The sequence below is a fragment of the Labilibacter marinus genome (assembly GCF_001659685.2).
GTDB lineage: Bacteria > Bacteroidota > Bacteroidia > Bacteroidales > Marinilabiliaceae > Saccharicrinis > Saccharicrinis marinus.
Genome location: NZ_LXYE02000019.1, coordinates 30,437 through 53,004, shown reverse-complemented (window position 1 = coordinate 53,004; position 22,568 = coordinate 30,437). Strand labels below are relative to the sequence as shown.

The 22,568-nt window shown below is 35.1% G+C and carries 14 protein-coding genes; 1 reads left to right on the top strand and 13 read right to left on the bottom strand.

Going from position 1 to position 22,568, the window contains the following annotated elements; all coding sequences use genetic code 11:
- Positions 1 to 15 precede the first annotated feature (15 nt).
- From A8L32_RS08260 to A8L32_RS08215, 10 genes are all read right to left on the bottom strand, one after another.
- Positions 16 to 3,207 carry a two-component regulator propeller domain-containing protein gene (locus tag A8L32_RS08260; protein WP_143525038.1) on the bottom strand — a complete coding sequence of 1,064 codons (3,192 nt, stop codon included), beginning with the start codon at positions 3,205 to 3,207 and terminating at the stop codon, positions 16 to 18.
- 4 nt (positions 3,208 to 3,211) lie between these two features.
- Positions 3,212 to 4,189, bottom strand: a complete 978-nt coding sequence (locus A8L32_RS08255) for a hypothetical protein (protein ID WP_075590318.1) — start codon at positions 4,187 to 4,189, stop codon at positions 3,212 to 3,214.
- Between the two features lie 10 nt (positions 4,190 to 4,199).
- Positions 4,200 to 5,612: a PKD domain-containing protein gene (locus tag A8L32_RS08250; protein WP_075590317.1), complete on the bottom strand. Its 1,413-nt coding sequence runs from the start codon at positions 5,610 to 5,612 to the stop codon at positions 4,200 to 4,202.
- Between the two features lie 3 nt (positions 5,613 to 5,615).
- Positions 5,616 to 6,530, bottom strand: coding sequence for a PorP/SprF family type IX secretion system membrane protein (locus A8L32_RS08245; protein ID WP_075590316.1), 915 nt, complete (start codon positions 6,528 to 6,530; stop codon positions 5,616 to 5,618).
- Positions 6,531 to 6,550: 20 nt separating this feature from the next.
- Positions 6,551 to 8,785, bottom strand: a complete 2,235-nt coding sequence (locus A8L32_RS08240) for a gliding motility-associated C-terminal domain-containing protein (protein ID WP_075590315.1) — start codon at positions 8,783 to 8,785, stop codon at positions 6,551 to 6,553.
- Positions 8,786 to 9,076: 291 nt separating this feature from the next.
- Positions 9,077 to 10,528: a TlpA family protein disulfide reductase gene (locus A8L32_RS08235; protein WP_158027213.1), complete on the bottom strand. Its 1,452-nt coding sequence runs from the start codon at positions 10,526 to 10,528 to the stop codon at positions 9,077 to 9,079.
- A gap of 9 nt (positions 10,529 to 10,537) precedes the next feature.
- Complete coding sequence (gene coaD / locus A8L32_RS08230; RefSeq protein ID WP_075590313.1) at positions 10,538 to 11,014, bottom strand: pantetheine-phosphate adenylyltransferase; 477 nt, start codon at positions 11,012 to 11,014, stop codon at positions 10,538 to 10,540.
- A gap of 93 nt (positions 11,015 to 11,107) precedes the next feature.
- Positions 11,108 to 12,541: a glycosyltransferase gene (locus A8L32_RS08225; RefSeq protein WP_075590312.1), complete on the bottom strand. Its 1,434-nt coding sequence runs from the start codon at positions 12,539 to 12,541 to the stop codon at positions 11,108 to 11,110.
- Position 12,542: 1 nt separating this feature from the next.
- Positions 12,543 to 14,201: a glycosyltransferase family 39 protein gene (locus tag A8L32_RS08220; protein ID WP_075590311.1), complete on the bottom strand. Its 1,659-nt coding sequence runs from the start codon at positions 14,199 to 14,201 to the stop codon at positions 12,543 to 12,545.
- Between the two features lie 133 nt (positions 14,202 to 14,334).
- Positions 14,335 to 16,566, bottom strand: coding sequence for an APC family permease (locus A8L32_RS08215; RefSeq protein ID WP_075590310.1), 2,232 nt, complete (start codon positions 16,564 to 16,566; stop codon positions 14,335 to 14,337).
- A gap of 373 nt (positions 16,567 to 16,939) precedes the next feature.
- Here A8L32_RS08215 and A8L32_RS08210 point away from each other — a divergent pair, with 373 nt between their 5' ends.
- Complete coding sequence (locus A8L32_RS08210; protein ID WP_075590309.1) at positions 16,940 to 18,151, top strand: uracil-xanthine permease family protein; 1,212 nt, start codon at positions 16,940 to 16,942, stop codon at positions 18,149 to 18,151.
- Between the two features lie 39 nt (positions 18,152 to 18,190).
- Here the strand turns inward: A8L32_RS08210 and A8L32_RS08205 are convergent, their stop codons facing one another.
- From A8L32_RS08205 to A8L32_RS08195, 3 genes are all read right to left on the bottom strand, one after another.
- Positions 18,191 to 20,323 (bottom strand): tetratricopeptide repeat protein, encoded by a 2,133-nt coding sequence (locus A8L32_RS08205; protein ID WP_083631229.1) that lies wholly within the window; start codon positions 20,321 to 20,323, stop codon positions 18,191 to 18,193.
- A gap of 315 nt (positions 20,324 to 20,638) precedes the next feature.
- A complete protein-coding gene (locus A8L32_RS08200) occupies positions 20,639 to 21,325 on the bottom strand; it encodes a response regulator transcription factor (RefSeq protein WP_075590307.1) in 687 nt (228 codons plus the stop codon).
- Complete coding sequence (locus tag A8L32_RS08195; RefSeq protein ID WP_075590306.1) at positions 21,315 to 22,568, bottom strand: sensor histidine kinase; 1,254 nt, start codon at positions 22,566 to 22,568, stop codon at positions 21,315 to 21,317. Before A8L32_RS08195 ends, A8L32_RS08200 begins: the two co-directional genes overlap by 11 nt.

Here is a 22,568-nt window from a genome sequence, read left to right as displayed (position 1 = left end):
TGATATTACGTTTGTTTATAATTGAATCCCCATAAATAAAACATCATCGATTTGTTCTAAATCCCCTTTCCAGTTCTTAAAATAATCTCTTACTAGCTCGCCCTGTTTATCCATTGGTTTTTCATGAATCTCTTCCAATAGGTTTTTAACACCTACCTTCATTATTTTTTTACCTCTAGGTCCACCGAACTGATCTGTATACCCATCAGAAAATAAATAAATAGTGTCGCCTTTTTTACAATCGTATTCGTAGTTAAGAAATTTAGAATGAATAGCTAAGTCATCATCTCCAATACTTCTACGCGTTCCGTTATATACAGAAAGCTCATTATTGATGTACATGAATACAGGACGTTTGGCAGAAGCAATTCTGACCTTTCCATTATTCAAGTTTATTTCAATAACAGAAATATCCATACCATCTTTGGCTTGCTCAACATTGTCATTTTGTAATAACACTCTTATGTTAGAATCTAGTTTCTCAAGAATGTCAGCTGGTGACTGAGATTTTTCCTGATTAGAAATGTCATTTAACAAAGTTGTACCAATCATGGACATAAATGCTCCGGGAACGCCATGTCCAGTACAGTCAGCACAACATAATACAAATTTTTCTTTGGTTCTGTTAAACCAATAAAAGTCACCACTTACAATATCTCTTGGTGCAAAGAATATAAACGATTCAGGAAATGAATCTTTTAATTCATTCACTGGAGGCAATATGGATCTTTGTATACGTTTAGCATAGTTAATACTAGCGGTAATATCTATGTTTTTCTTTTCAATTTCTTCCTTTTGCTCGCGAAGAACAACTGTTTGTGAATCAACTTCCTTTTGAAGTGCTTCAGCTTTTAAGCGTAGTTGACGCTCTCTAAATTTTATTGTCCAGTAGAATATAAAACCAACAAGCGCTAGTAACACCATATAAAACCATAGCTTTTTCCATATAGGAGAAGCAATTTCAATTTTCACTGATAATGGAGTAGTACTAGGTATTCCATCGGCATTGAAGGCTCTTATCTGTAAATCGTATTTACCATCAGGTAAAAACTCATATTCTCTAAAATTAACCGTTCCAAGATCTATCCAATCTTTTTTCTTATCATCACCTTCTTGTAATAGGCGGTATTGATATGTTACGTCTAACGGAGATTTAAAGCTAATGCCTGTAAAGTCAAATTTAAATTTAGAATATGCCTTATTGTAAGGATATGGTAGTTTTATTGGAGTGTTCAGTGGATATGGTTTTCCTGATATCTCAATGTAATTGAAATTTATTTTTGGAGCTACAGTGTTTTTCCTATCTCTATCCGGATAATATTTAATAACCCCGTGACTTGAGGCAAACCAAATATTTTCTTCTTCATCTTCCCAAAGGTTATAGAAGTCGCCTCCCATTTTATCTTTAAAACCAAACTTTCTGATATCACCTGTTTTAATATCAATGGTACTTACGCCTGGCTGATGACAAACCCATAATCGATCGTTTTTATCGCATACAATATCGTAGCAATAATTTTTAGTTAACCCATCAGTTATATCAATTGCGATCAATGTATCCTGATTGTATTTTAACACTCCCTTACCTTGGGTAGATAACCAAAAGTTACCTTCTTTATCGGTTGTCATTCCTGATACATCAAGAGGAGAGTGAGATAGTCGATGCACTTCTATGTTTGTGCTATCTATCCAACAGATACCACTTGATTTAGGACCAATCCAAACTCTGTCCTCCTTATCGATATAAACAAAATTAATGTTGTTGTGAGGAAGTTTTTCATTTGTAGTAAATAGGCTGGTTTCGTTGGCAGCTAAATCAACTTCGTAGAAACCATCGTTGGTGGCTAAAAATATTTTCCTGTTAAGAATAGCCATGTCGTTAATAATTGGGTCACTAATCCCCGATCGGTAACTGTATTTCTTAAATACTAGTTTGTTTTTATTTCTATAGTATAAACCGTTTGAGCGGGATGCTACCCATAGTGTACTGTCATTATCATAACCGAAGCCTGATATTTCATCATTGGGTATTCCTAAAGCACTATCATAGTACTCATGGTCGGTAAAGCAAAATGGATCAGTATGCAGAATTCCATTATCTAATCCAATCCAGAGATTTGTATGGTTAGCTATTACAGACTTAGCTTTACTTTGTTTAAAGCCAATGTTTTCAAGATCGTAATGGATAAAATAGTCACTTAATAAAACAGATACACCGCCACCATAAGTCGCAAACCAATAGTTATCTTCTCGATCACCTAAAATAGCTTTGATAAAGTTGTGGTTTAAACCATTTTCTGTGGAGAAGTTGAATGACTCCGAGAATGTCTGTGTGGTTTCATCTAAAAATAACTTGATAACACCTTTACCCCATGTAGCTAATAATAGGTTACCATTTCGTTCTTCATATATATCTAGAATATTTTCGTATTCTATATTAAATTGAACGCATAATTTATTGCTAGCTATGTGTTTAGCATCCTTATTGTCGAATTGAAATAGGTAAAAACCTTCATCTTCTGTAGCAATCCAATACTCACCTTCTAGAGCCCTTCGTTTAACGATGGTATTTATATTGGTAGGAGGAATTTTGGAAATAGGATTGAGAGACTCGGCTTCTGCATTCTGATCTAATTTTAAATGCAACAAACCTTCAGATGATCCTAATAAAAGGTTAAAAGCATCAACGGACTCTACGCTATAAAATAGTTTGTCAGCAAATAAGTCTCTTTGAAAAAAGGTAGTTATTTTTTTATCAGGACTGATTTTTATTAGGCCATTATTCTGTACTGTAGCCCAAATATTACCTAGATTGTCTTGGCAGATATCTTTTATTGGACTGGTTGCTTTCTCTTCAGGAATAACTTTGTGAAAACCATCCTTATAGTATGATAAAGTACCATTGTTATGACCAACCCATAAAATACCATCTCTATCCACAAATAAGGAATGTGCAAAATCGTCGGCTAAGGAATCATTTTGTGTATACGTAATAAAATTAATTCCATCATACCTTACCAATCCTTCTCCTGTGCCAATCCATAAGTATCCATTGTGATCTTGCGTCAAACAATAAACAAAGTTTTGAGGCAAACCCATATCAGAATCAAAGCTTTTAAAATCAAAGGATTGAGCTTGAATTGAGCATGGAGCAATTAGAGCCAAGCTTGCAATAAAAAGAAATAGTAATTTTTTGAATTGTATCATATCACTAGTTTCTTTTAATGGTTGGTTTCATGCCAATGCTATATCTGTATTTTGGAATTCCACCAATAGGAACACTGTAGAATTCAATCAACTCACCATATTGGTTTTCAAGATATATAACTACATTGTTGCTCTTTATTTTGGCACTTTTACTTTTAATAATTTGAATATCGTATGAAGTATTCTTTTCAGTAGGATGTACAACATGCTGACTATTACCCCAAGCATCATCTCCCGATATTTTTAAGAAATCACCATTTTTGGCAACAGAAATAATTCTAATGATACCATCATTATCCCAGTCAAAATTAGTCTGCTTAATAGACTGCACTTTGTCATCGATAAATGGGTAAATATGTGATACTTCGTTAACATTATCATGAAGACGGAATTTGTACTTATAATAAAATGCAAATGCACCTTCTACAGCTTGGTTTTCTGTTGCACTAGAGCTTAAAAATAAATTATATAGATTACCATCATCTCCTCCTATACCTTCAATAACTATTTTAAAAACGTAACCACCGTATTCATCGGGTAAGAATTCTCCCTCGGTTGGGTTAATCGGACCAAATGTATACCAGTTTTTGTCGTATCTTGGATTGGCAGCAAAGGTTTTTGTACCTAGCAATGTGCCGCTTTTAAAATTTCCTTTTTTATTTATTCTTTTGGCATCCTCGTTAGATGCTGCACCTTTACCTCCATATATACTGTATCGCATTCTGGTATCCCATTCCCCTTTTTGTTCATCTACTTCACCGCCAGTATCAGGATCATAAACTCGAATGAAAATAGGTTCGGTATGATCTTTAGGAACGGAATAGAAAATTACTTGAGTATAATCATTATCTCCCCATGCCGATTCCCCATGGTTACCAAAAGTTACTAAGTGAGGAATGTTTTCGTCTACAGCAGGTACTGGTTGAGCTATAGATTTTAATGAAAACGCAAAAAATAATATAAGTATTGAAATTTTATGCATGTGTCGTGTGTTATTCAATTACTACAATTTGTCGTGTTGAACTAAGCTTTTCTGTGGCTTTAGTTTCTGATATGGCTCCACATGTTACAGTGTAAATACCTGGATTTCTGTATGTGTGCGTTAAACTAGACCCTTTGCCTTTGTTACCATCACCTAAATCCCAGTAATACTGTTTAGGAACAAAGTCTTTTAATACGGAATTTTCGGTAGAAAGTTTTAATGATTGACCAACTTTAATAGTATCCAGCGCCGAAATGTATACTTGCTGAGTGAGTTCTAGGTTTATATTGTAGCTGGCTACCGTATATAAATCTTCATTAATTAATGTATCTACAACGTTTAATTCTATGTTATACTCTCCTGGTCCAGGAAAACAGTGATCAACTTCAAGTCCTGTGGCGGACTTGCCATCTCCAAAATACCATCGATATTTGTACGGTAATGTGTCAGATACAAACGGTCCGTTTTCAAACAATGTAAAACAAAAGCCATCGTCCACTTGCGGCTTAGCATCAGGGAAGGAAGGATAAGGGCTAGAATATCTATAAATATCTGCATTCCCACTTCTGTCGGAAGCAAAATAACCAGCCGTTTGAGTGCTGTTAATAAAACAAGAAAAGTCGTTACTTTCGCTGTTGATAGGATGTTCTAGTTTTACAGGGGCACTCCATTTACCATCGTTTTTGGAAGTATAGAAAATGTCTAGTTTTCCTGTGCTATTATGTCCTTCTGAGGAGAAGTACAATTTGCCAGATGGATGATAAAAAGGAAATACTTCACTACCTTCTGTATTTATAGCTTTACCTAGGTTAACAGGAGTTGTCCATTCTCCATTTATAAAGCTCGATTCATATAAATCAGCTTTTCCAAAGCCATCGGGCATATCCGATACAAAATAAATAGTATTGCCATCGGGTGTAATGGTAGGGTGTGCGTTAGAAAAGTCTCTTCGTGAGTTATGCTTAAAAGAAGATGGTCTGCCCCACTTGCCTTTTTTGTTCTCAATAATAAATATGCCCAATAGGTTTTCTCTACCCTTACTCTTTCTTACTGTAGAATACTGGTTTTGCGTTATTACTATTTTAGAGTCGTCTGTTGTGCTGTTAATAGATGCAGTATTTAGTTTGCTTAATGTAGATTTAGATAACATATTCTCTGAACCGATACCATCGTTTGCTAATAATGGTGCACTATAAAGGCGATATACCCATTCGTTATCTTTATTTAGATATGATTTTAAAAGTTCATGTTTACGGTTAGAGGAAAAGTATAATACGGAATCCATAACAAATGGAGCAATATCATCTTTAGATGCACTGTTGGTCTCTACCTTTTTTACTTCAATACTTTGAGCATAAGATGAAAATATGAAAATTGCAAAAAGCAGTGAGGTTAGTATATATTTAAGTTTGTGTTGAATCATATCTTAAAAAAATTTAGGATCAGGAGAATCAATTTTGTATCCGAAATCAAATTGAAGAGCAACTTCATGCGTACCGTTATTGTACGAACCAATCGGATCAATATCGTAATCTAAACTATAGGTAAACCTAAATTGTGGCGTAATTTGGTATCCAATAATTCCAATGATTTCGTTAGTTGTTCTATACGAGGTTCCTACCATTAAAGAATTCATTAAAATACCAGTTGCACTAAGCTCTGCAAACGATTTGTCGTCAAGGTTTACTCTAATAAGTGCAGATGGTTGAATAGCAAAACTGTTGGATACTTTGTGAATAAAACCTCCTGTAAATAGATAATCAATCTTAGCAAAGTCTAGACTACTTTCTGCAGTTTCATATCTATCATAGTATAGTAAAGATGGAATTGAGAAGCCTCCAAAATACTTTTTATTGTATATGGAAACTCCAAAGCCAACCAAGGGTGACATGGTTTGCTCTACACTAGCAAATGTCTCATCATATTCACTATCTGAAAGTCTTACTTGAGTCCAGTCTGACTTGTGGTTTACTATACCTCCAGAGATCCCAAATGCTAAAGTAGACTGATTATCTAATTGCAAGCGATAGGTGTAGGAAAGATTAAAACCTGTATTTTGAGAAACTCCGAATTTGTCACTAAAAAACTGTGCTCCGAGTGCTACATTTTCTTTTTTTAATGGTGAATGTATCGTAAAAAAAGCTCCTGTTGGAGAATCTTCAAAGCCTAACCATTTTTTGCGGTACGAAGCATATGCCGATAGAGATTCGTGCGAACCTCCGAAAGCTGGGTTAATGCTGTACCTGTTATACATGTATTGGCTCATATTAAGCTCTCGTTGACCAAGTACAGATCCTGTAATTAGGGTAAGAAAAGCTATGATAATAGTGAATTGCTTCATGCTGTATTGTGTGTGATTTCTTATTTCCTTTTAATAATTAGATAATCTCTAATTGGGGTGCTTAACTCATCTCCGTCAAAAACGTAATAATAGGTTCCTGCAGGAAGATCGCTACCTCCACTATCTTTTCCTCCCCAATCATTTTCATAGCCTTCCTTTTTGTAAACTAACTTCCCTTTCTGGTCAAAAACGGATAGCTTATTATTTGAGATATGTTCTACTCCTTTAATTTTAAGAACTTCGTTTATTCCATCGCCGTTAGGAGATATTCCTGTAGGGGAGAATAGAGGTTTTGAAGTTACATTTACGTAATAGTATTTGTGTCTACATTTATCCTGTGGTGCCGATTCTAATGTAGCTTTCCACGTTAGATTATAAGTTTTATTGGCTTCAAGGTTGTGAGCATAAGAGTTATGGAGTGTGTCGTTACTAAATGTAACGCCAGATTCATCATTAGCACTCCATAATCCATTACCTTTAATTAACGAGTCTGCATTTAATTGTAATGAGGTGGTTGCATATATAGTAATGCTATCCGTAGTTTCTTTTACTGGGGATGGCGCTCCGGAGAAGTTGACCTTAACAGTGTCTACATCATTACATGTTCCGTTTATTTCTTTCCAATACAATTCTTGAACTCCTGTTGCGTTAGCTCTAAATTCTGACTGAGGATCTAATCTGTTTGTAAAAGTACCGTCAGCTAACTTCCATTCACCATCATCATAATCTGGAATTGCATTTAGTTGAACAATAACATCACAAGAATCTATATCACTACCTGCGTTAGCAAAGGGCATGATGTCTACATATACTTCTTCTGAGATACTCAGATTATCTGAACAATTATAGCTGTCGGAGATTTCAGTAATACTAATTGTATTATCTCCTGCATTTAAATCTTCGCCTTTTATTATTAATATTGGAGTTGTAAGCGCTTCTGTGATGGTTGAACCTCCAGTGTTATAACTAATGGTCAGAGGAAAGTCCTTATTTAATATGAGGTTTATAGCGGTTTGATCTTCTTTTTCACAAATCCTGTCTTTACTAAGCGATTCAATTTCAACCGTAGGTTTGAGGATGTAATTTACAGTAATTTCACCGAAATTTGCGCAGCTAAATTCGTCTGTTGAAGTCTCAGTCCATTTTAGTGTGGCTTGTTTAAGGTCTTCGTTAGCCATAAATTCCATAATGGCTGTTGTGTTAGCACTTGTAGCATCGCCAAAGGAAATATTTGGATGAGAGGATGACCATAGCCCAGTTGTTCCTTCACTTGGTACAGCATTTAGTATATATTCATTGCCGCAGAATTTATCATTTCCTTCGCCTGCTTGAGTATCAGGCTTTACATCCGTAATAGGTTTGTTGCCTGTCATATCCTCAGTTTCGGACATGCAGTTTTGTGCATCCTGAATGGATAAGAATGAAATAGTTTCTGATTTTGTTACATTGATAGTAGGATTATCACTTAATCCTGTAGAAGTAAAGTCTCCATACGTTAAAGAACCATCTGCATTTTTAAGTTTGTAAGTGAAAGGCGCAACTCCAGCAAAGTTCAAATCAATACTTATGTCTTTATTTCCATCGGTCGAACAAAATTTTTCAACATTTATATTGGCGAATGAACCTGTTGGTCTTCCTTTTAGGGTTACCTCAACTTCGTCAGTAACTTTACATGAGCCATTTTCTGCAGTTAAGGTCAAAGTGTAAGTATCTGGTATAGTGTTCTGATATTGAGAAGTGGGTGAGTTAAAGTCACTAAAGCTTCCTCCAGAGCTAGCGTCAGACCACATTATAATATTAGTAGTTCCTGATATGGTTCCGTTTAAATCGACCTCATAACCACATTTATTTATGTTGTCACCAGCAGAAATGATTGGTAACTGATCAATTTGTACATTCATGTCACCAGAGATTTGAGAAGATCCATTTCCTGTTGGAGGATATATAGCGTCATATACTTTTGCCAATTCAATGGTGCTAGAAGAGGATATATTTATGGTAAACTCAAAGTTGTCATCATTTATATTACCACCACCATCTTCGAAATAAGTAGAACCATCGTATATGTAATCAAATGCAAAAGGTGCGGTACCTGTAAATTTAATTTTTATCACAGCATCTCCAGATTCGCAGAAAGCAACATCTTCGCTGATGATTTCAGCGGTTGGCTGTTGTGCATTGATATTAAGGTGTAAGCACAAAAAGAATACTATTATCCCCCAATAGTTATTTGTTTTATTGAAATTATTTTCCATATGAATTGATGTGTTGAACAACGACTATATACTGGCGTACAGAATAAAAGGTTTTATTATCAATATATCGTTTACTTTTTGTAATCGATTTGAAAATACTGCTGTGGTAAGACTGTAAGGCAGTTATAGCTTAGTTTTGTGTTGTACAAACATAGCCATTTTTTATCATGATAGCAGGGGGTATAAGTAAGGCAAGTGTTTGTTTATCTATAAAAATAGCTGTTTAATCAAAAAAGACTGTTTTATGATTAATTAAATGTAATATACAGCCTAAAATAGCATTGGGCACGATTAAATATCGTAAATGCTTCTGCTTTTGGGCTTGTCTTTTCTAAGCTTCTTGTTTCTATGATTTTTATATATCTCAGAAAAAGCTGGAGCAAAATTTTCTTCCGGAGCAGGAGCAGGTGATAAAACAAGATTACCTTCTGGGTCTATTAAGTAATATGTAGGGAAAGCCTGTATGTTATAATCGAATAAAACTTTGGCATTTTGTCCAAAATGTAAGAAGCGCCAACTGAATTTATTACTTTTTATATACTCGGCAGCTTCATCTGGGTCTTCATCTGTTAAAATGGTGATGATGTACATGTCCTTTTTGTACTTCTCGTGCATTTGCTCTAGTACCTGAAAATCTTTTTTACAAGCATAATTCTTGGTGTTGGCAAAATTTAAATAAACAAATTTGCCTTTGTAATCTTTAAGTTCTCTTGGTTTGCCATTAAAAAGGGCATTAACATTAAAGTCAGGCGCCTGTGATCCAACGTTAAGTTTTGTAATACGCGTTAATATGGCCGAAGCTATTTGATTATTCTCAGTGTTTACACAACTATCTTGGGAGCTTTCGACTATGCTTATGATTCTTGCCTTGGGATATAAATCGGAGAAATAACCACTATACAAACCTCGTAGTACAATTAACTCCGAGAGTTCTCTGTTTTTAAACAAAGTATCCTTGGAGAGTTCAGCACAAATAGCATTGAACGAATGTGAAGTATTCCATATCTTTTTAAAGCTCTCGCCTTGTTTAGAGCTAAAGTAGTAGTGGAAGAAATTGCTAAATTGACGATTGAATGAAGTCCAGTAAGTATCTAAATGGTATTGTACTGGGATTTTAGCAAAGCTATTAGCAATAGCCACCCTAGGTTTATTAGAATATATGTAGTCGTATAAATTCTGATACTTAAAAAACTTATAATAATAGAACCAAGTCCCGCTGTCAGCGGGAAATGCCATATCTACATCTTCAATAATCTTAAAGCATTGTTTTTTATTGCCCGTTAAAACAATTCGGCGAATATTTTTACTGAATAAGTAGTTGTATTTTTCTTCAAAATCGGAAGTCACCCGATTTAGATTGCTACCTGTATCGTTTTTAATGCCAATAACAACAGGTTCGGGCCTGAAGAAAGGATTAAGTCTATCTGCTTGCTTGAGCGGTGTGTAGGGGGGAAGAACTAATTCGTATGTTTTACCTGGCTCAACCAATAAATGTCCTCTAATTTCACCCAGGTTAATATATATTCTGGTAATCTCTTCTAATTTAAATGAAGCGCTAAAATTCCCCTTTTTATCGACGAGAAAGGATTTTAAGTCTCTGAAAGATCGAGTGATGTAGTTGTTCTGATATTCAACGGTAAGGTTGATTCCTGCATATTCGGTTGCATTGCCAAAAAGTTTAACCTCTTTAGCTTGTGCAAACGACAATGTTGAAATTGCAAGAAATATTAAAATCCACCTCACACGCATATATTATCTTTTATATTCTCCCATTTTTAACCTGATTTTTTCAGGAATAAATTGACTTGCATCGCCATTGTGCCTAATAATATCTCTAACAATTGATGAGTTAACAGGAGTGTGTTCGGGTGTAGTAAGTAAAAATACAGATTCAATGGTTGTCATTGCTTTATTAACCTGTGCAATGGCTCTTTCGTACTCAAAATCTGCTGCCGTTCTAATTCCTCTTAAAATATAGCCAGCATTTAATTCTTTAGCAAAATCAACGGTTAGTCCCTGATATTTAGCTACGCTTACTTTAGGTTCATCATTAAATAAATAGTCTACCCACTCGATACGTTTATCCACTGGATAAAAATCTTGTTTTTGTGCGTTGTAACCAATGCCTATAATAATCTCATCAAAGAGATCAACAGCTCTAAGTACTATATTTTCGTGTCCTATTGTAAAGGGATCAAATGACCCTGGAAATATTGCGATGCGCCTCATTTTATCTTGTTAAAAGTTAATTGAATGCAATATGTAAGCCAAAATTTTAGCGGCTGTAAAGTTGCACAAATACCTGAACTCTGCAAAGGACAATTACCAAAACTTAATTTTAAATGTAGCAAAGGTGGCCATCCTTAATAAAATAACACCATGCCTAAAACGACTGATGTTGGTATCGCCATATTTACGTTCCTTATATCTAATCGGAAGATCAATGATTTTTAAATTCAGTTTATACGCGCCAAATAATAAATCAAAGTCACCAAAAGGGTCGAATTCGCCAAAGAATTTTCGGTTAGCTGCTAGCTTTTCGTAATCAGATTTAAACATCACTTTCGTTCCGCATAAAGTATCTTTAATAGGTCGTTCGAGGATGTAGCTAAAGAATTTGCTGAAGAAATGATTACCTACTGTGTTTAAAGGACGCATAGCATTTTTCTCCATCGGGTAAACCAAGCGTACGCCATTGATAAATTCACCCTTTCCAGAAGCTAAAGCATCGTAAAATTTAGGTAAATCCTCGGGAGGTACAGTGAGGTCGGCATCTAATATCATCAGGATATCTCCTGTGGCAGCAGCATATCCTTTGCGCACAGCATCGCCTTTTCCCTTACCATCCTGCTGCATAATTTTAATATTATGCGTTTGGCTGTACTTCTTTTGTATTCTCTGAATGGTTTCCCATGTATCGTCAGTAGAGTTGCCTTCTACGTATATTATTTCAATGTCTTTACCAAACTTGGGTAACCGAAGTATGGCTTGTTCAATATTTCCACTTTCGTTTCGTGCAGGTATTATTACCGAAGTGGTGTATTTTTGGTCTATTTCTGCTTTGGGAATTGTTTGTGGAATAGGGCGAGCGAATACAAATTGGTTAAGCCCCATTTTGTTTAGAAAAGGCAAGCGGCTTAAAAAACGATTTAAAAAAGTTGAAACTAGAGGGATGAAGTAAGGGAGAAACATACTTCTATTTTCTTTGTATGATTCAAAACCAGCCAGGTAGAGTAAGTTTTGTATGTCGGAACTTGAAAGCCAGTTTTGTTGAGGAGATTTACGTTTTACACCAATTAACTCACCAAATCGAATAAACGGTTCCCACATCCTATTGTAATAGGTAACAATAATTCTGGTTTTTTCGTGCGATACCTTCTGTAACTGCAAGAATACAGACTCAATATCGGGTAGTACCCCAATTAAATTAGAAAGTATAATGACATCGTATTCTTTATCAAGAGAGATATCTTCAGCTGCCATCTCTTGTAGATCAATATGCGGAAAACGTTTTTTTCCTTCTTTAATCATATTGGGAGAGAAGTCAATACCTGTTTTCTCACTGGCCTCTATAGAGTCCAATAAATCACCATTACCACACCCAACTTCTAGAATAGAGCTTTGCGGATGAATGAAATAGTTGCAGTATTTTGAAATAGAATTCCAATAGTACGATCTTCGTTTTCTGTATTTAGTCCATTTAACTGAAAATTCGTCCCAGTAATTCTTAATCTCTAAATTGCTATATGGAGTCATATTATTTTTCGTTTTCTTGCGTAAGCACGTTGTAGTCAATTTTAAAAAGATAGGTAGGTTCATGCTCCCCAAACTTTTTAACTAGCTTAAATGATTTAGGATATTTTTTTACAATAACAGACATAAAGCGCTGTATGGTATTAATGGTTTGCCCTGTATAGGCATATGGATTTTTTCTTAGGCTGGCAAGCATAATATGACTTACTTCACGCTCTTTTAAATAAGCAATAAGTGCATCCGGCTCGTTAGCTGGAATTCGATAGATACCATGAAACTTTTTGCCCTTGCCGTAGATTCGTGCCATATTGGGTTTGCGACAGGCTACCAGTTCATCTTCCTTTAAATTTTTGTGGCAATACTCAGCCATGGTTAAATAACTTATCCAATCGGGTGTGTATCCAGCTAATTTGTCACCTCTTATATTTTTAGAAAGCGTTGTGAGGTCGATGGTTTTTATGCCTTTGCCTGCTGCTAATGCCAATGATAACAATAGTATCAATGGAAATACTTTAGTTACATATTTAAGTTTGTGTTTTTCGCCATATGCTAAAACACTTTCCGATAAGAATATTAAAATTAATGGAATAAATGGAATGATTAATCTGTATTGATCCCAAAGCTTTTGTAAGGAAAAGAAAGTTATCCCAAGCATGATAGCAAGGTAGATTCCTGTAAAGAGCAAAAAATTATTTTTTCTATAGTGAATTATAAAACCGAGTATAAATAATGCATATAGAATTAGTGTAATCGTTGGTTTCTGTGTGTTTTTCTTAATGCTCCTAACTCCTATAAAACGCATAAAATGCTTAGAGAGGTATTGGTTTGAGTTATCCTTGAAACGTACTAAAAAACCTACTGCACTCTCTTGTCCTTTGCTGGCGTCGTATGGGTCTTTATTGAGTAATTGGGAAGTTTGTTTTCCTGATTTTACAGGGGCATCCCAAATGTTTGTTCTTACGACAAAAAATAGACTTAAAAATATGGCGAAAAGTACGGTTGTATATGTTGCTCGTTGGTAGTTTTTTTGAAAAAGATAAAAAATAACTAAGGCAAGAGGAGCTCCGAACCCAATGGTTCTTGTTAAAAACATGAGCGTACAAAGAAATGTGGTAGAAACTAAATATATAATTTCCCGTTTGGCAGGTTTCCACTTTTTATCTTTATCATTTATGTTTTTAAATAGAATTAAGAATAAGGATGCCTGAAGCATGATGAATAATGCCTCGGTAAACGTTTGGCTTGAAAAGAACAGAAAATAATTACTAATACTTAGTAAGGCAATAGTGTAAAACAAGCTAATATATGATATCCTATCTTTAAACGATCGGTAAAATATGATTACAAAAGCAATCATAAATAAGGTGGATGTTAGTTTTAGAGCAACAATATTCATCCCAGTAATGGATATGATTAAAGATAATAGTATTGGATACAAAGGTCCTTGGTAAGTAGGAAATCTTCCTGAGTCCAAAAAGTTTATTGCACTAATGATGTAGGAGGAATCGTCGCCAGCAATACTTGGTTTTACATTAAAGTATAAAAAGCTAAATAGAGTATAGACTCCAAGTAAAAAATAAAATACAATATTAGCATTGCTTTTTAACCATGCTTCTGCGTTCGAAACAGTATCTTTTGTTTCGGGTTGGTTCTTCTTAGTCATTTGTTTAATAATTTGCTCTAGCCATGCCAGTTTTATGAAATATTATTGATGGCTAAATTTTTGAATAGCTTACCTAATACGTAACGTTAAAAACCTAGATTGTGCTGCGTTTTACATGCTTAATTCTAATCAATTATTCTATTTCCTTTTTTCTGTATGCATTTACAAATAAGATATTACCCATACCGTCATATTGTGTAAAACGCTCTGTTCCATTATTAATGTCTTTAGATGAAAAGCCAATGATCGTTAGGTCGGCATCATGACTTTGCTTTCTGATAATATTTTCTTTGTTGTCGCCTTCGTTAAAAGGTATCATTTGTACATTTCCAGATGCAATGGGTAGTCTTCCTGACTTAATTAAATCCAACCATTTCTTTCTTTCTTCATCAAAATCTTTGGATGGAGCTAACGAATATATTTTTATAAATCCTTTTTTCCAGTCAGGGTGGCCAAGAGTGATGTAAGCTAAAAGAATCATTAGGTTGGCATTGTAAAAGTCATGACGACCAATCCAAACATGAATTTCTTTTTTGTATCCAAAGCCTTTTAAAGAGGTGTTTAAGAAACATACATCCATCTTACACGAGTTAAATAAGGTGTAATTGTCTAGCGCATTTTGTAATGATTTTGGATTGTCGCTTGGGAACTCAAACAATATCAAATTACTTCCTTTGCCTGAAATGCCCGATAGTTGTATCACTTGAGCAATAGCTGAGGTGTACGACGGACTGATAATAGTATCGATGTAAACTCGGGTGTTGCTTCCCTTGGCTCTTGAAATTAAGCGATCTAAAGTCTTTTTTGATTCTAAGTTAGTTTGATAATTTAATAAACCAGGTATATAATGAATGTAAGTTCCAAACCCATATTTATGAGAAATCCATCCGAGTAAATCAAAAGCAGACTGACGTTCAAAAGAATCTTCGCTAACACAAACGGCAAAAGGACGCCAGTTGTATTCCTGCTCATCTTTATTGGCTTGTTGCACAAATATCTGAATCTGTCTGCTTAACTGAAAAACAACGCCTTTAAAAAGCTTTTCTAATCCTCTTCTTTCAGGTCTGTATTTGCTTATGATAAGATAGATTACGCCCATGATGCTTAACGAAAGTGTAGCATATGTGGTATCCATTTTAAACATGAGCCAGAAGGATAGGATTGCTCCAGTTAAGGAGTAATACCATTTGTTGTGTTTAAATGTTGGTCGGTAGGATGGATCTGCTGCAAAATGCTCTAAAAAGCTGATTAAACAGATAGCTCCATAGGTAACCATAAAAAACATGGATATGATTTGAGCAACAAAGTTGATTCCTTGGTACCCTCCAATGATGACGAATACATATGCTATAACGATAGTTACTATAGTTCCATTTAAAGGGTCGTTATCCTTAACTTTTCCTTTGGCCAACCACTTGTTAAGATTGGGATATGGTAAAACATCATCAAAGCCAATAGCTTGAATTGTTCTAGGCGCTACAAGAATAGACCCAATTGCAGACGACAGGGTTGCGGCAGCTAAACCAATTGGGATGATTGGTCCCCAAATGGCAATTTTTTGCATAATTAATTGATCCTGTGCTAAATCATCGGCCGATGCAGATACAGTCAGCTTGTATGCAATAGCAACATATACCACCATTCCAACTAGAGTGGCCCAAAGTGTGCCTTTGGGTATGGACTTTTTAGGGTCTTTTAAATCTCCAGAGAGTCCTAGTCCTGCTGCAATTCCAGTAAAAGCGGGGAATATTACAATAAATACACTAAAAAAACTGATTGGATTTGTGGTAGTTTCACTTAGGTCAAAGGCTGTTGCATTTTCTGTTGGCGAACCCATGAAGAATAATACAATAGAAAGCATTAACATACCAACTACAACGTAAAGCGCTTTCATGCCTATGTTGGCTCCGCGTATTACAACAATAATACTCAGCAAAGTCATTGCAATGATGGTAACAACCAACTTAATTTGTTTAGGGTCTGCTGTAAATGGCAGATATGGAATTACAGCATCAAAAGCTTCTCCAAAAGCGATGATGTAAAACGCTACACTTATAGCTTGAGAAAGAAAAAGGGCTATTCCGATGGCACCTCCAATGTTTAGTCCAAACGATCGGGAAATGATAAAATATGCGCCCCCACCTTGTACTTTTTGGTTGGTGGCAATTTCGGCAACAGCCAAAGCAGTAGGAATAGTAACTAAATGACCGATAATAATGATGGCAATTACACCTATAAACCCAACGTTACCTACAGCCCATCCAAATCTCAGGAAAAGTATTGCTCCCAATATGGTTGAAATGGCAGTCATAAAAACCGGCATAGATCCAAATGAGGCATTCGGGTTTGTTAGTGATTTTTGCATGTGTAATAATGTTTTAGTACAGTCAAAAATATAAAAAAATAAGTAACTAGTTCAGATGAATTAAATATAGTTATTAGTTCGTATGTTAGGCTGCTTCATACATACATGAACCTTATTTTTTAATACTCCCATTTAAAAGCTATGGTAATAAATCATGTATATAATGCTATTTATCATTGAATTCGAATTTTAAATGTTTTATATTAGTATCACTCTAATAGGTTTAGATTACACAGAATCTTTGAGGAAGCCGGAAAGTCAGGGGTGTCTTTCCGGCTTTTTTAATGCTGTGAATTTAAGTTATTTACAAGTAGTGAGTTTTTTAAGGCCTATATTTTTTATACTTTCGTACAAAATCCAATTTATATATTTTATGCAATCACAATCTCATTTATCGCAGCCCAAACAAATAATTTTGGGTGTGCAGTTCTTGTTTGTTGCTTTTGGAGCAACCGTTTTGGTTCCCTTGTTAGTAGGCATTAATCCCTCAATTGCCCTATTTTCTGCTGGAGTTGGAACTTTAATTTTTCATTTAATCACCAAAGGTAAAGTTCCTGTTTTTTTAGGGAGTAGTTTTGCTTTTATTGCGCCTATTACAGCAGCTACCGAAAAGTTTGGCTGGTCTGGAGCATTATCGGGTATAGTGGCAGTGGGTGTAGTTTATTCCTTGGTTTCCATGTTAGTAAAGTGGAGAGGGGTAGGTTTTATTAAAAAGATTTTTCCTTCTGTAGTGGTTGGACCAGTGATAATGGTTATTGGTTTGTCTTTGGCATCGGTAGGTGTTGGTATGGCAAAATCTAACTGGATTATCTCAGGTGTGTCTCTTTTATCTGCAATTATTGCTGTAGTATACTTTAAAGGCATCATTAAGTTGATACCTGTATTTGTAGGTATCGTTGTGGGTTATGTTTTATCTATAACGATGGGTAAAGTTGATTTTACGTTAATTTCAGAAGCGGCTTGGTTTTCGTTGCCTGAATTTACGACGCCGACATTTAGTTGGGAGGCGATTTTATTTATGATTCCTGTAGCTATTGCTCCTTTAATTGAGCATGTAGGAGATATTTACGCCATTGGTGCGGTTGCCGAGAAGGACTTTATGAAAGATCCAGGTTTGGATAGAACCATGTTAGGTGATGGTATTGCAACAGGTCTTGCTGGGTTAATGGGGAGTGTTCCTAATACAACTTATTCAGAAGTAACTGGAGCGATTGAGTTAACTAAGGTGACTGACCCAAAAGTGTTAAGGATTTCGGCCATAACAGCTATTATTTTCTCATTAGTAGGTAAAGTAAGTGGATTCTTAAAATCTATTCCTGTTGAGGTGTTAGGTGGTATTATGCTTTTGTTATTTGGTATGATTGCCAGTGTAGGGGTTAAAACACTTATTGAGTCAAAAGCTGATTTCCATAAGACTCGAAACATGGTTATTGTTTCTGTTATCTTAACCGTGGGTATTGGTGGAGCATCTATTGATTTTGGAAGCTTCTCGTTGGCGGGAATTGGCTTAGCCTCAGTAGTTGGAGTAATATTGAATCTAATTCTTCCAGGTAAATCGAAGGAAGTTCATATGGACGGTGAATAAAAATACATACTCCTTCTTGGTTACTTAGCAAGAAGGAGGTTATTTTACTGCAAGTTTAGCGAAGTCGCTAAGTGGTCTTATCCAAATATCGGTAAGGCCATTGTTTTTTATAAGCTCCTTCTTCAATTTTAAACATTCTCTGTAGCTATTGAATTCTCCGTAAGAATACCTTGTATAACCATCAGTACATAAATGAATTTGTACATTTTTCAGATTTCTTCGAGCAAAGTAGTTAAGGTTTTTTAAAGGAGCTTCTTTTAAAGCTAGCAACTGAATGGTATAGCCCTTTATTGGATACGTAGTCTTAGCAACCGTGTTTTTGTTATTTAAAAAGCGTTGTACATTTTGTACGTTATCTGGCATTTTTGTTTCTGCCTTTTTTTTGTTTTTAGCATTAGATTTTGCTGCTTTTTGCACCGTAGTGGTTTTACTTGATTTTACCTTCCCTGATGGTTTTGGTTCAGGAATGTCAACTTTATCAAGTTTTGCACCAGCTACAATAAGTTCACTATTGTCAATTATGGGCGTTGCAGGAGCTAATTTAATAAGAGGAGCATCCATAACTACATCGGTAAATATAACAGGAAGCTTGGTTTTCTGATAGTCCATTTCTTCGGTGACATTTACATAGCCTACTTTTTCTCTGTCCTCAATATCTGTTTGCTTTACTTCGTATTCAAAACCATTTTCTAAAAACATCATGTACTGACCATTAATGGGGTCTGGCCTGTAATCGCCCACTAATTGGTCGTCGACTGTTCTAGTTACCAATACGCGCATTTTTTTGTAATCGGTTCCAAACTCTTTATCAATCTCACCTTCTATAACAGCAAGTTCGGTATTAGTAGCGTTGTTAAATTTTACTTGGTAAATATCTGAGCCACCATAATTATCTGCAAACTTTGAAGATGCATAATAGGCATGGCTTTTACTGATGGTTGGCACAAAAAAGAAATCATCATCTGGCGTGTTGATAGGATATCCCATATTAACAGGGATGGTCCATGTAGAGTCAGGGTTCATTTGACTATAGAATACATCTAAACGCCCCATTGTATTATGCCCTTCTGAAGAAAAATATAATGTTTTTCCATCATAATGAATCATAGGTGTTTCTTCATCAAATTCTGTATTGATATTTGGACCTAAATTGCGAGGTGCTCCCCAGGTGTCATTGGGTAGTTTTTTTGCCATGTAAATATCCAATCCACCTAAACCACCTTCTCTATCGCTAGTAAAGAAGAATGTACTCTTATCTGCAGAAATAGAGCCATGGGTTTCTTCAGAGTAGCTATTGATAGGGAACGGAAGCTTTTCCGGTTCAGTCCAACTTCGGCCAGTGTAATGACTTAAGTATAGGCTTTTACCATGCTCATCATTTCTAAATAAAACAATTTGATTACCATCTGGTGATAAAGAAGCTGCTGCCTCGTGTTCGTTTTGCTTAAAAAATACTTTTAGTAATCGAGCAGATTCCCAGTTGTTGGCTGACAATGGCACTGTATATACTTTCTCGGCATATTGTCCATCAGGAAGTAAGCTTAGTTTAATCCAATTTCTTCGTGAAGTAAAAAAGAGTTGCTGCTCACTAACGCCAATTAATGGGCTATGATCATCATACATTGAATTAACGGTGCTACCCATGTTTTGTACTTCTAAATCAATTGGGTTTTTAATAAAGAAATCAGCATGATGGCAAATTTGTATTTCTCGTTCTATCTCAGCGATAAGCAGAGGATCTTCTATAGTAGAGTTCTCGATTAATTCTTCGTAAATTGCAATTGCTTTTAGTGGTTTTAGTAGAACCTGATATGCCTTTCCGAGCGATAATCCAAGTTCAGTTCCTAAGTACCCCTTCTTTTCATCATCCGTTAAAATATCTAAACCTTTATTAAAGCAAATAACAGCAGTGTCAGCACCGTTAGATGTATTAAGGTAACATAAGCCCATATTAAAAAGAGCATCCAAATCTTTGGGGTCATTAGCTACAACTTGTTTGAAGGTGGCAATTGCCTCGTTGTAGTTTTGTTGGTCCGCCATTTGCATGGCCTTTTTAAATAATTTAGCGTTTCTTGAAGGTTTAACTGGTTTTGACGATTGAGCACTGCTACTCCATGTTAGGCATAGAATGCAGAGCAAAGACAAAGAGTATTTAAGTATTGCCTTATTCATTTCATCGGAATTTAAACTGTTGATATTTAATGCAATGTACTTAAAAAATAGGCTATGTAATTTTGAGAGTATTTAATTAAGTACACCTTAGCCTAAAATAGAGTGTTCATTTTAGGGGTGTGTCAAGCTGTTGTGCATTATAAGTTCTTGTATTGATCAGATATACAGGAGGTAGTGCATTTGTCCAGAATATGGAATGCTTTTAAAAACTAATGGATAAAAAAGCATGTCTTTAGCTGTTTTAGCTAACCGTTTGCGGGTGATGGAGGGTTTTATATGCCTTAGCTATGGAGTTAAAAGGTTACATTGGAGTTTTTAAATGTCCTTTAGAACATAGCCAACAGAAGGTACATTTTCAATGGCGATTTTTGTGTCGAGCTTTAAGTATTTGCGAAGTTTTGCGATAAAAACATCAAGACTTCTGCTATTAAAATAATCATTATCGCCCCAAAGTTTAAATAGGATATCGTCTCGTTTAACAAGCGTATTTTTACTGCATGCTAGCATTTTTAATACCTCGTTTTCTTTTTGAGTTAAACGCTTTTCTTCATCCCCAATTTTTAATAGTAAATTTTGAGTATCGTAATTATATTGTCCTATAGAAATAACTGGATCGGCAAGCATATCATTCTTGCAGCGATTTAATATGGCTTTAATTCGGCATAATAATTCATCCTCGTCAAAAGGTTTAACAATATAGTCATCTACTCCAATGTTAAAGCCTGCTAATTTATCTTCTTTCAGCGTTTTGGCTGTTAAAAATACAATGGGTACTGTTTTGTTTTTTTTACGAATGCGTTCGGCAATGGAGAAGCCATCCATGCCAGGTAACATTACATCGAGTATGCAAAAGTCGTAGCTGTTTTGTTCAAATGCATTAATACCTTGAAGCCCATCTTTATAAAGTTTAACATCAAAGTCGTTAGATTCAAGAAAATCTACAAGTAGAAATCCCATGGCGGTATCGTCCTCAACTAGTAATATTTTTGTTTTAGCACTCATAGTTTTTGTCGGCTTTAAAAGATAAGCTAAATGTACTTCCTTGGTCTAAATGACTTTTTATTTTAATGTTTCCTTTATGTCTTTCTACTACGTTTTTAACAAAGTTAAGTCCAAGTCCAAATCCCTTTTTATCATGAATATTACCATTGTTTATTCTGTAATATTTTTCGAATATACTTTGGAACTCTTTTTTTGGTATACCGATGCCATTATCGGTAATATCTACTATCAACTTGTTTTTTACGTTGTATGTTTTTATTAGAATTCGAGGCTCGGCCGTCGTATATTTAAAAGCATTATCAATAATGTTGCAAATAGCATGATGAAGATATTCTTTTTCTCCCATTATGCAGAAATATTTTGCTTCAAGTTTTAGCTCTAAAGTGCCATTCAGTTGTATTAAGGAATGCTTGTAGGCATTGTTACATTGTTCAATTAGTTGATGAATGTTAACTAAACTTGCTTGTGAATTTTCTAAACTCATTGCGGCAACACTCAAAATATCCTTAACATGATCTTCATTTTTTTGGTTTTCGCTATTGATTAGCTGTGTATATTTAATAATTTTTTCTTTGTTTGAATCTTGTGATATGTTTTTCTTTATCAGGTTAGATGCTAATTTTATATTTGCTATGGGTGTTTGAAATTCATGAACCATGTTATCGATAAAGCCTTTGGTGTTGCTTAAAATCAGTTTCTTTTGTTGGAATAGGCGAGATGTAAAAAAGAATGAAATCATTACAAAAATGATAGCTCCAATTGAGATGTAAAAAAGCATGCCTGCTTGAGCAAATAAAAATTGTTTGTCGTCAGGGAATTCAATTTGAAGTTTGATGCCATTTTGTTCAAGGAGGCCGTTTAAAGACTGTTCGTAGCAAGTTACACACAATTGTCTTTTGCCTACTTGAACTTCGTTAATAAATTCAAAAGTATAATCTAATTCTATTTTATGAATGGCTAAGTTGGAGCTAATGATACTGTCAGCCCTGTGAAAATTGATGTATTGGATTTCTGTCGGACATTGGTTTCCGCAGACATAGTTGTGCATATTGTCGCAAGCATTCGCTTCGCGCGCAATTTCATTTCTAGCCTCGCGTAAAGCAAGTACAACCCTGTGGTTAAAGTGCTTTTGTTCTAGTTTTGCAGCTTTAACCAGAAACATAAGCTGAATACCAATTAAACAAAGTAACATGGCAAATGTTATTCCTGCGAGTAAAGACTGTTTGTCAATTTTAATATTCAT

What these genes read in the sequence shown, in the direction of transcription:
- A8L32_RS08205 (WP_083631229.1), bottom strand. Translation starts at nt 20,323, where the DNA reads ATGAATAAGGCAATACTTAAATACTCTTTGTCTTTGCTCTGCATTCTA.
- A8L32_RS08250 (WP_075590317.1), bottom strand. Translation starts at nt 5,612, where the DNA reads ATGATTCAACACAAACTTAAATATATACTAACCTCACTGCTTTTTGCA.
- A8L32_RS08210 (WP_075590309.1), top strand. Translation starts at nt 16,940, where the DNA reads ATGCAATCACAATCTCATTTATCGCAGCCCAAACAAATAATTTTGGGT.
- A8L32_RS08215 (WP_075590310.1), bottom strand. Translation starts at nt 16,566, where the DNA reads ATGCAAAAATCACTAACAAACCCGAATGCCTCATTTGGATCTATGCCG.
- A8L32_RS08195 (WP_075590306.1), bottom strand. Translation starts at nt 22,568, where the DNA reads ATGAATATTAAAATTGACAAACAGTCTTTACTCGCAGGAATAACATTT.
- A8L32_RS08255 (WP_075590318.1), bottom strand. Translation starts at nt 4,189, where the DNA reads ATGCATAAAATTTCAATACTTATATTATTTTTTGCGTTTTCATTAAAA.
- A8L32_RS08245 (WP_075590316.1), bottom strand. Translation starts at nt 6,530, where the DNA reads ATGAAGCAATTCACTATTATCATAGCTTTTCTTACCCTAATTACAGGA.
- A8L32_RS08260 (WP_143525038.1), bottom strand. Translation starts at nt 3,207, where the DNA reads ATGATACAATTCAAAAAATTACTATTTCTTTTTATTGCAAGCTTGGCT.
- A8L32_RS08200 (WP_075590307.1), bottom strand. Translation starts at nt 21,325, where the DNA reads ATGAGTGCTAAAACAAAAATATTACTAGTTGAGGACGATACCGCCATG.
- A8L32_RS08240 (WP_075590315.1), bottom strand. Translation starts at nt 8,785, where the DNA reads ATGGAAAATAATTTCAATAAAACAAATAACTATTGGGGGATAATAGTA.
- coaD (WP_075590313.1), bottom strand. Translation starts at nt 11,014, where the DNA reads ATGAGGCGCATCGCAATATTTCCAGGGTCATTTGATCCCTTTACAATA.
- A8L32_RS08220 (WP_075590311.1), bottom strand. Translation starts at nt 14,201, where the DNA reads ATGACTAAGAAGAACCAACCCGAAACAAAAGATACTGTTTCGAACGCA.
- A8L32_RS08225 (WP_075590312.1), bottom strand. Translation starts at nt 12,541, where the DNA reads ATGACTCCATATAGCAATTTAGAGATTAAGAATTACTGGGACGAATTT.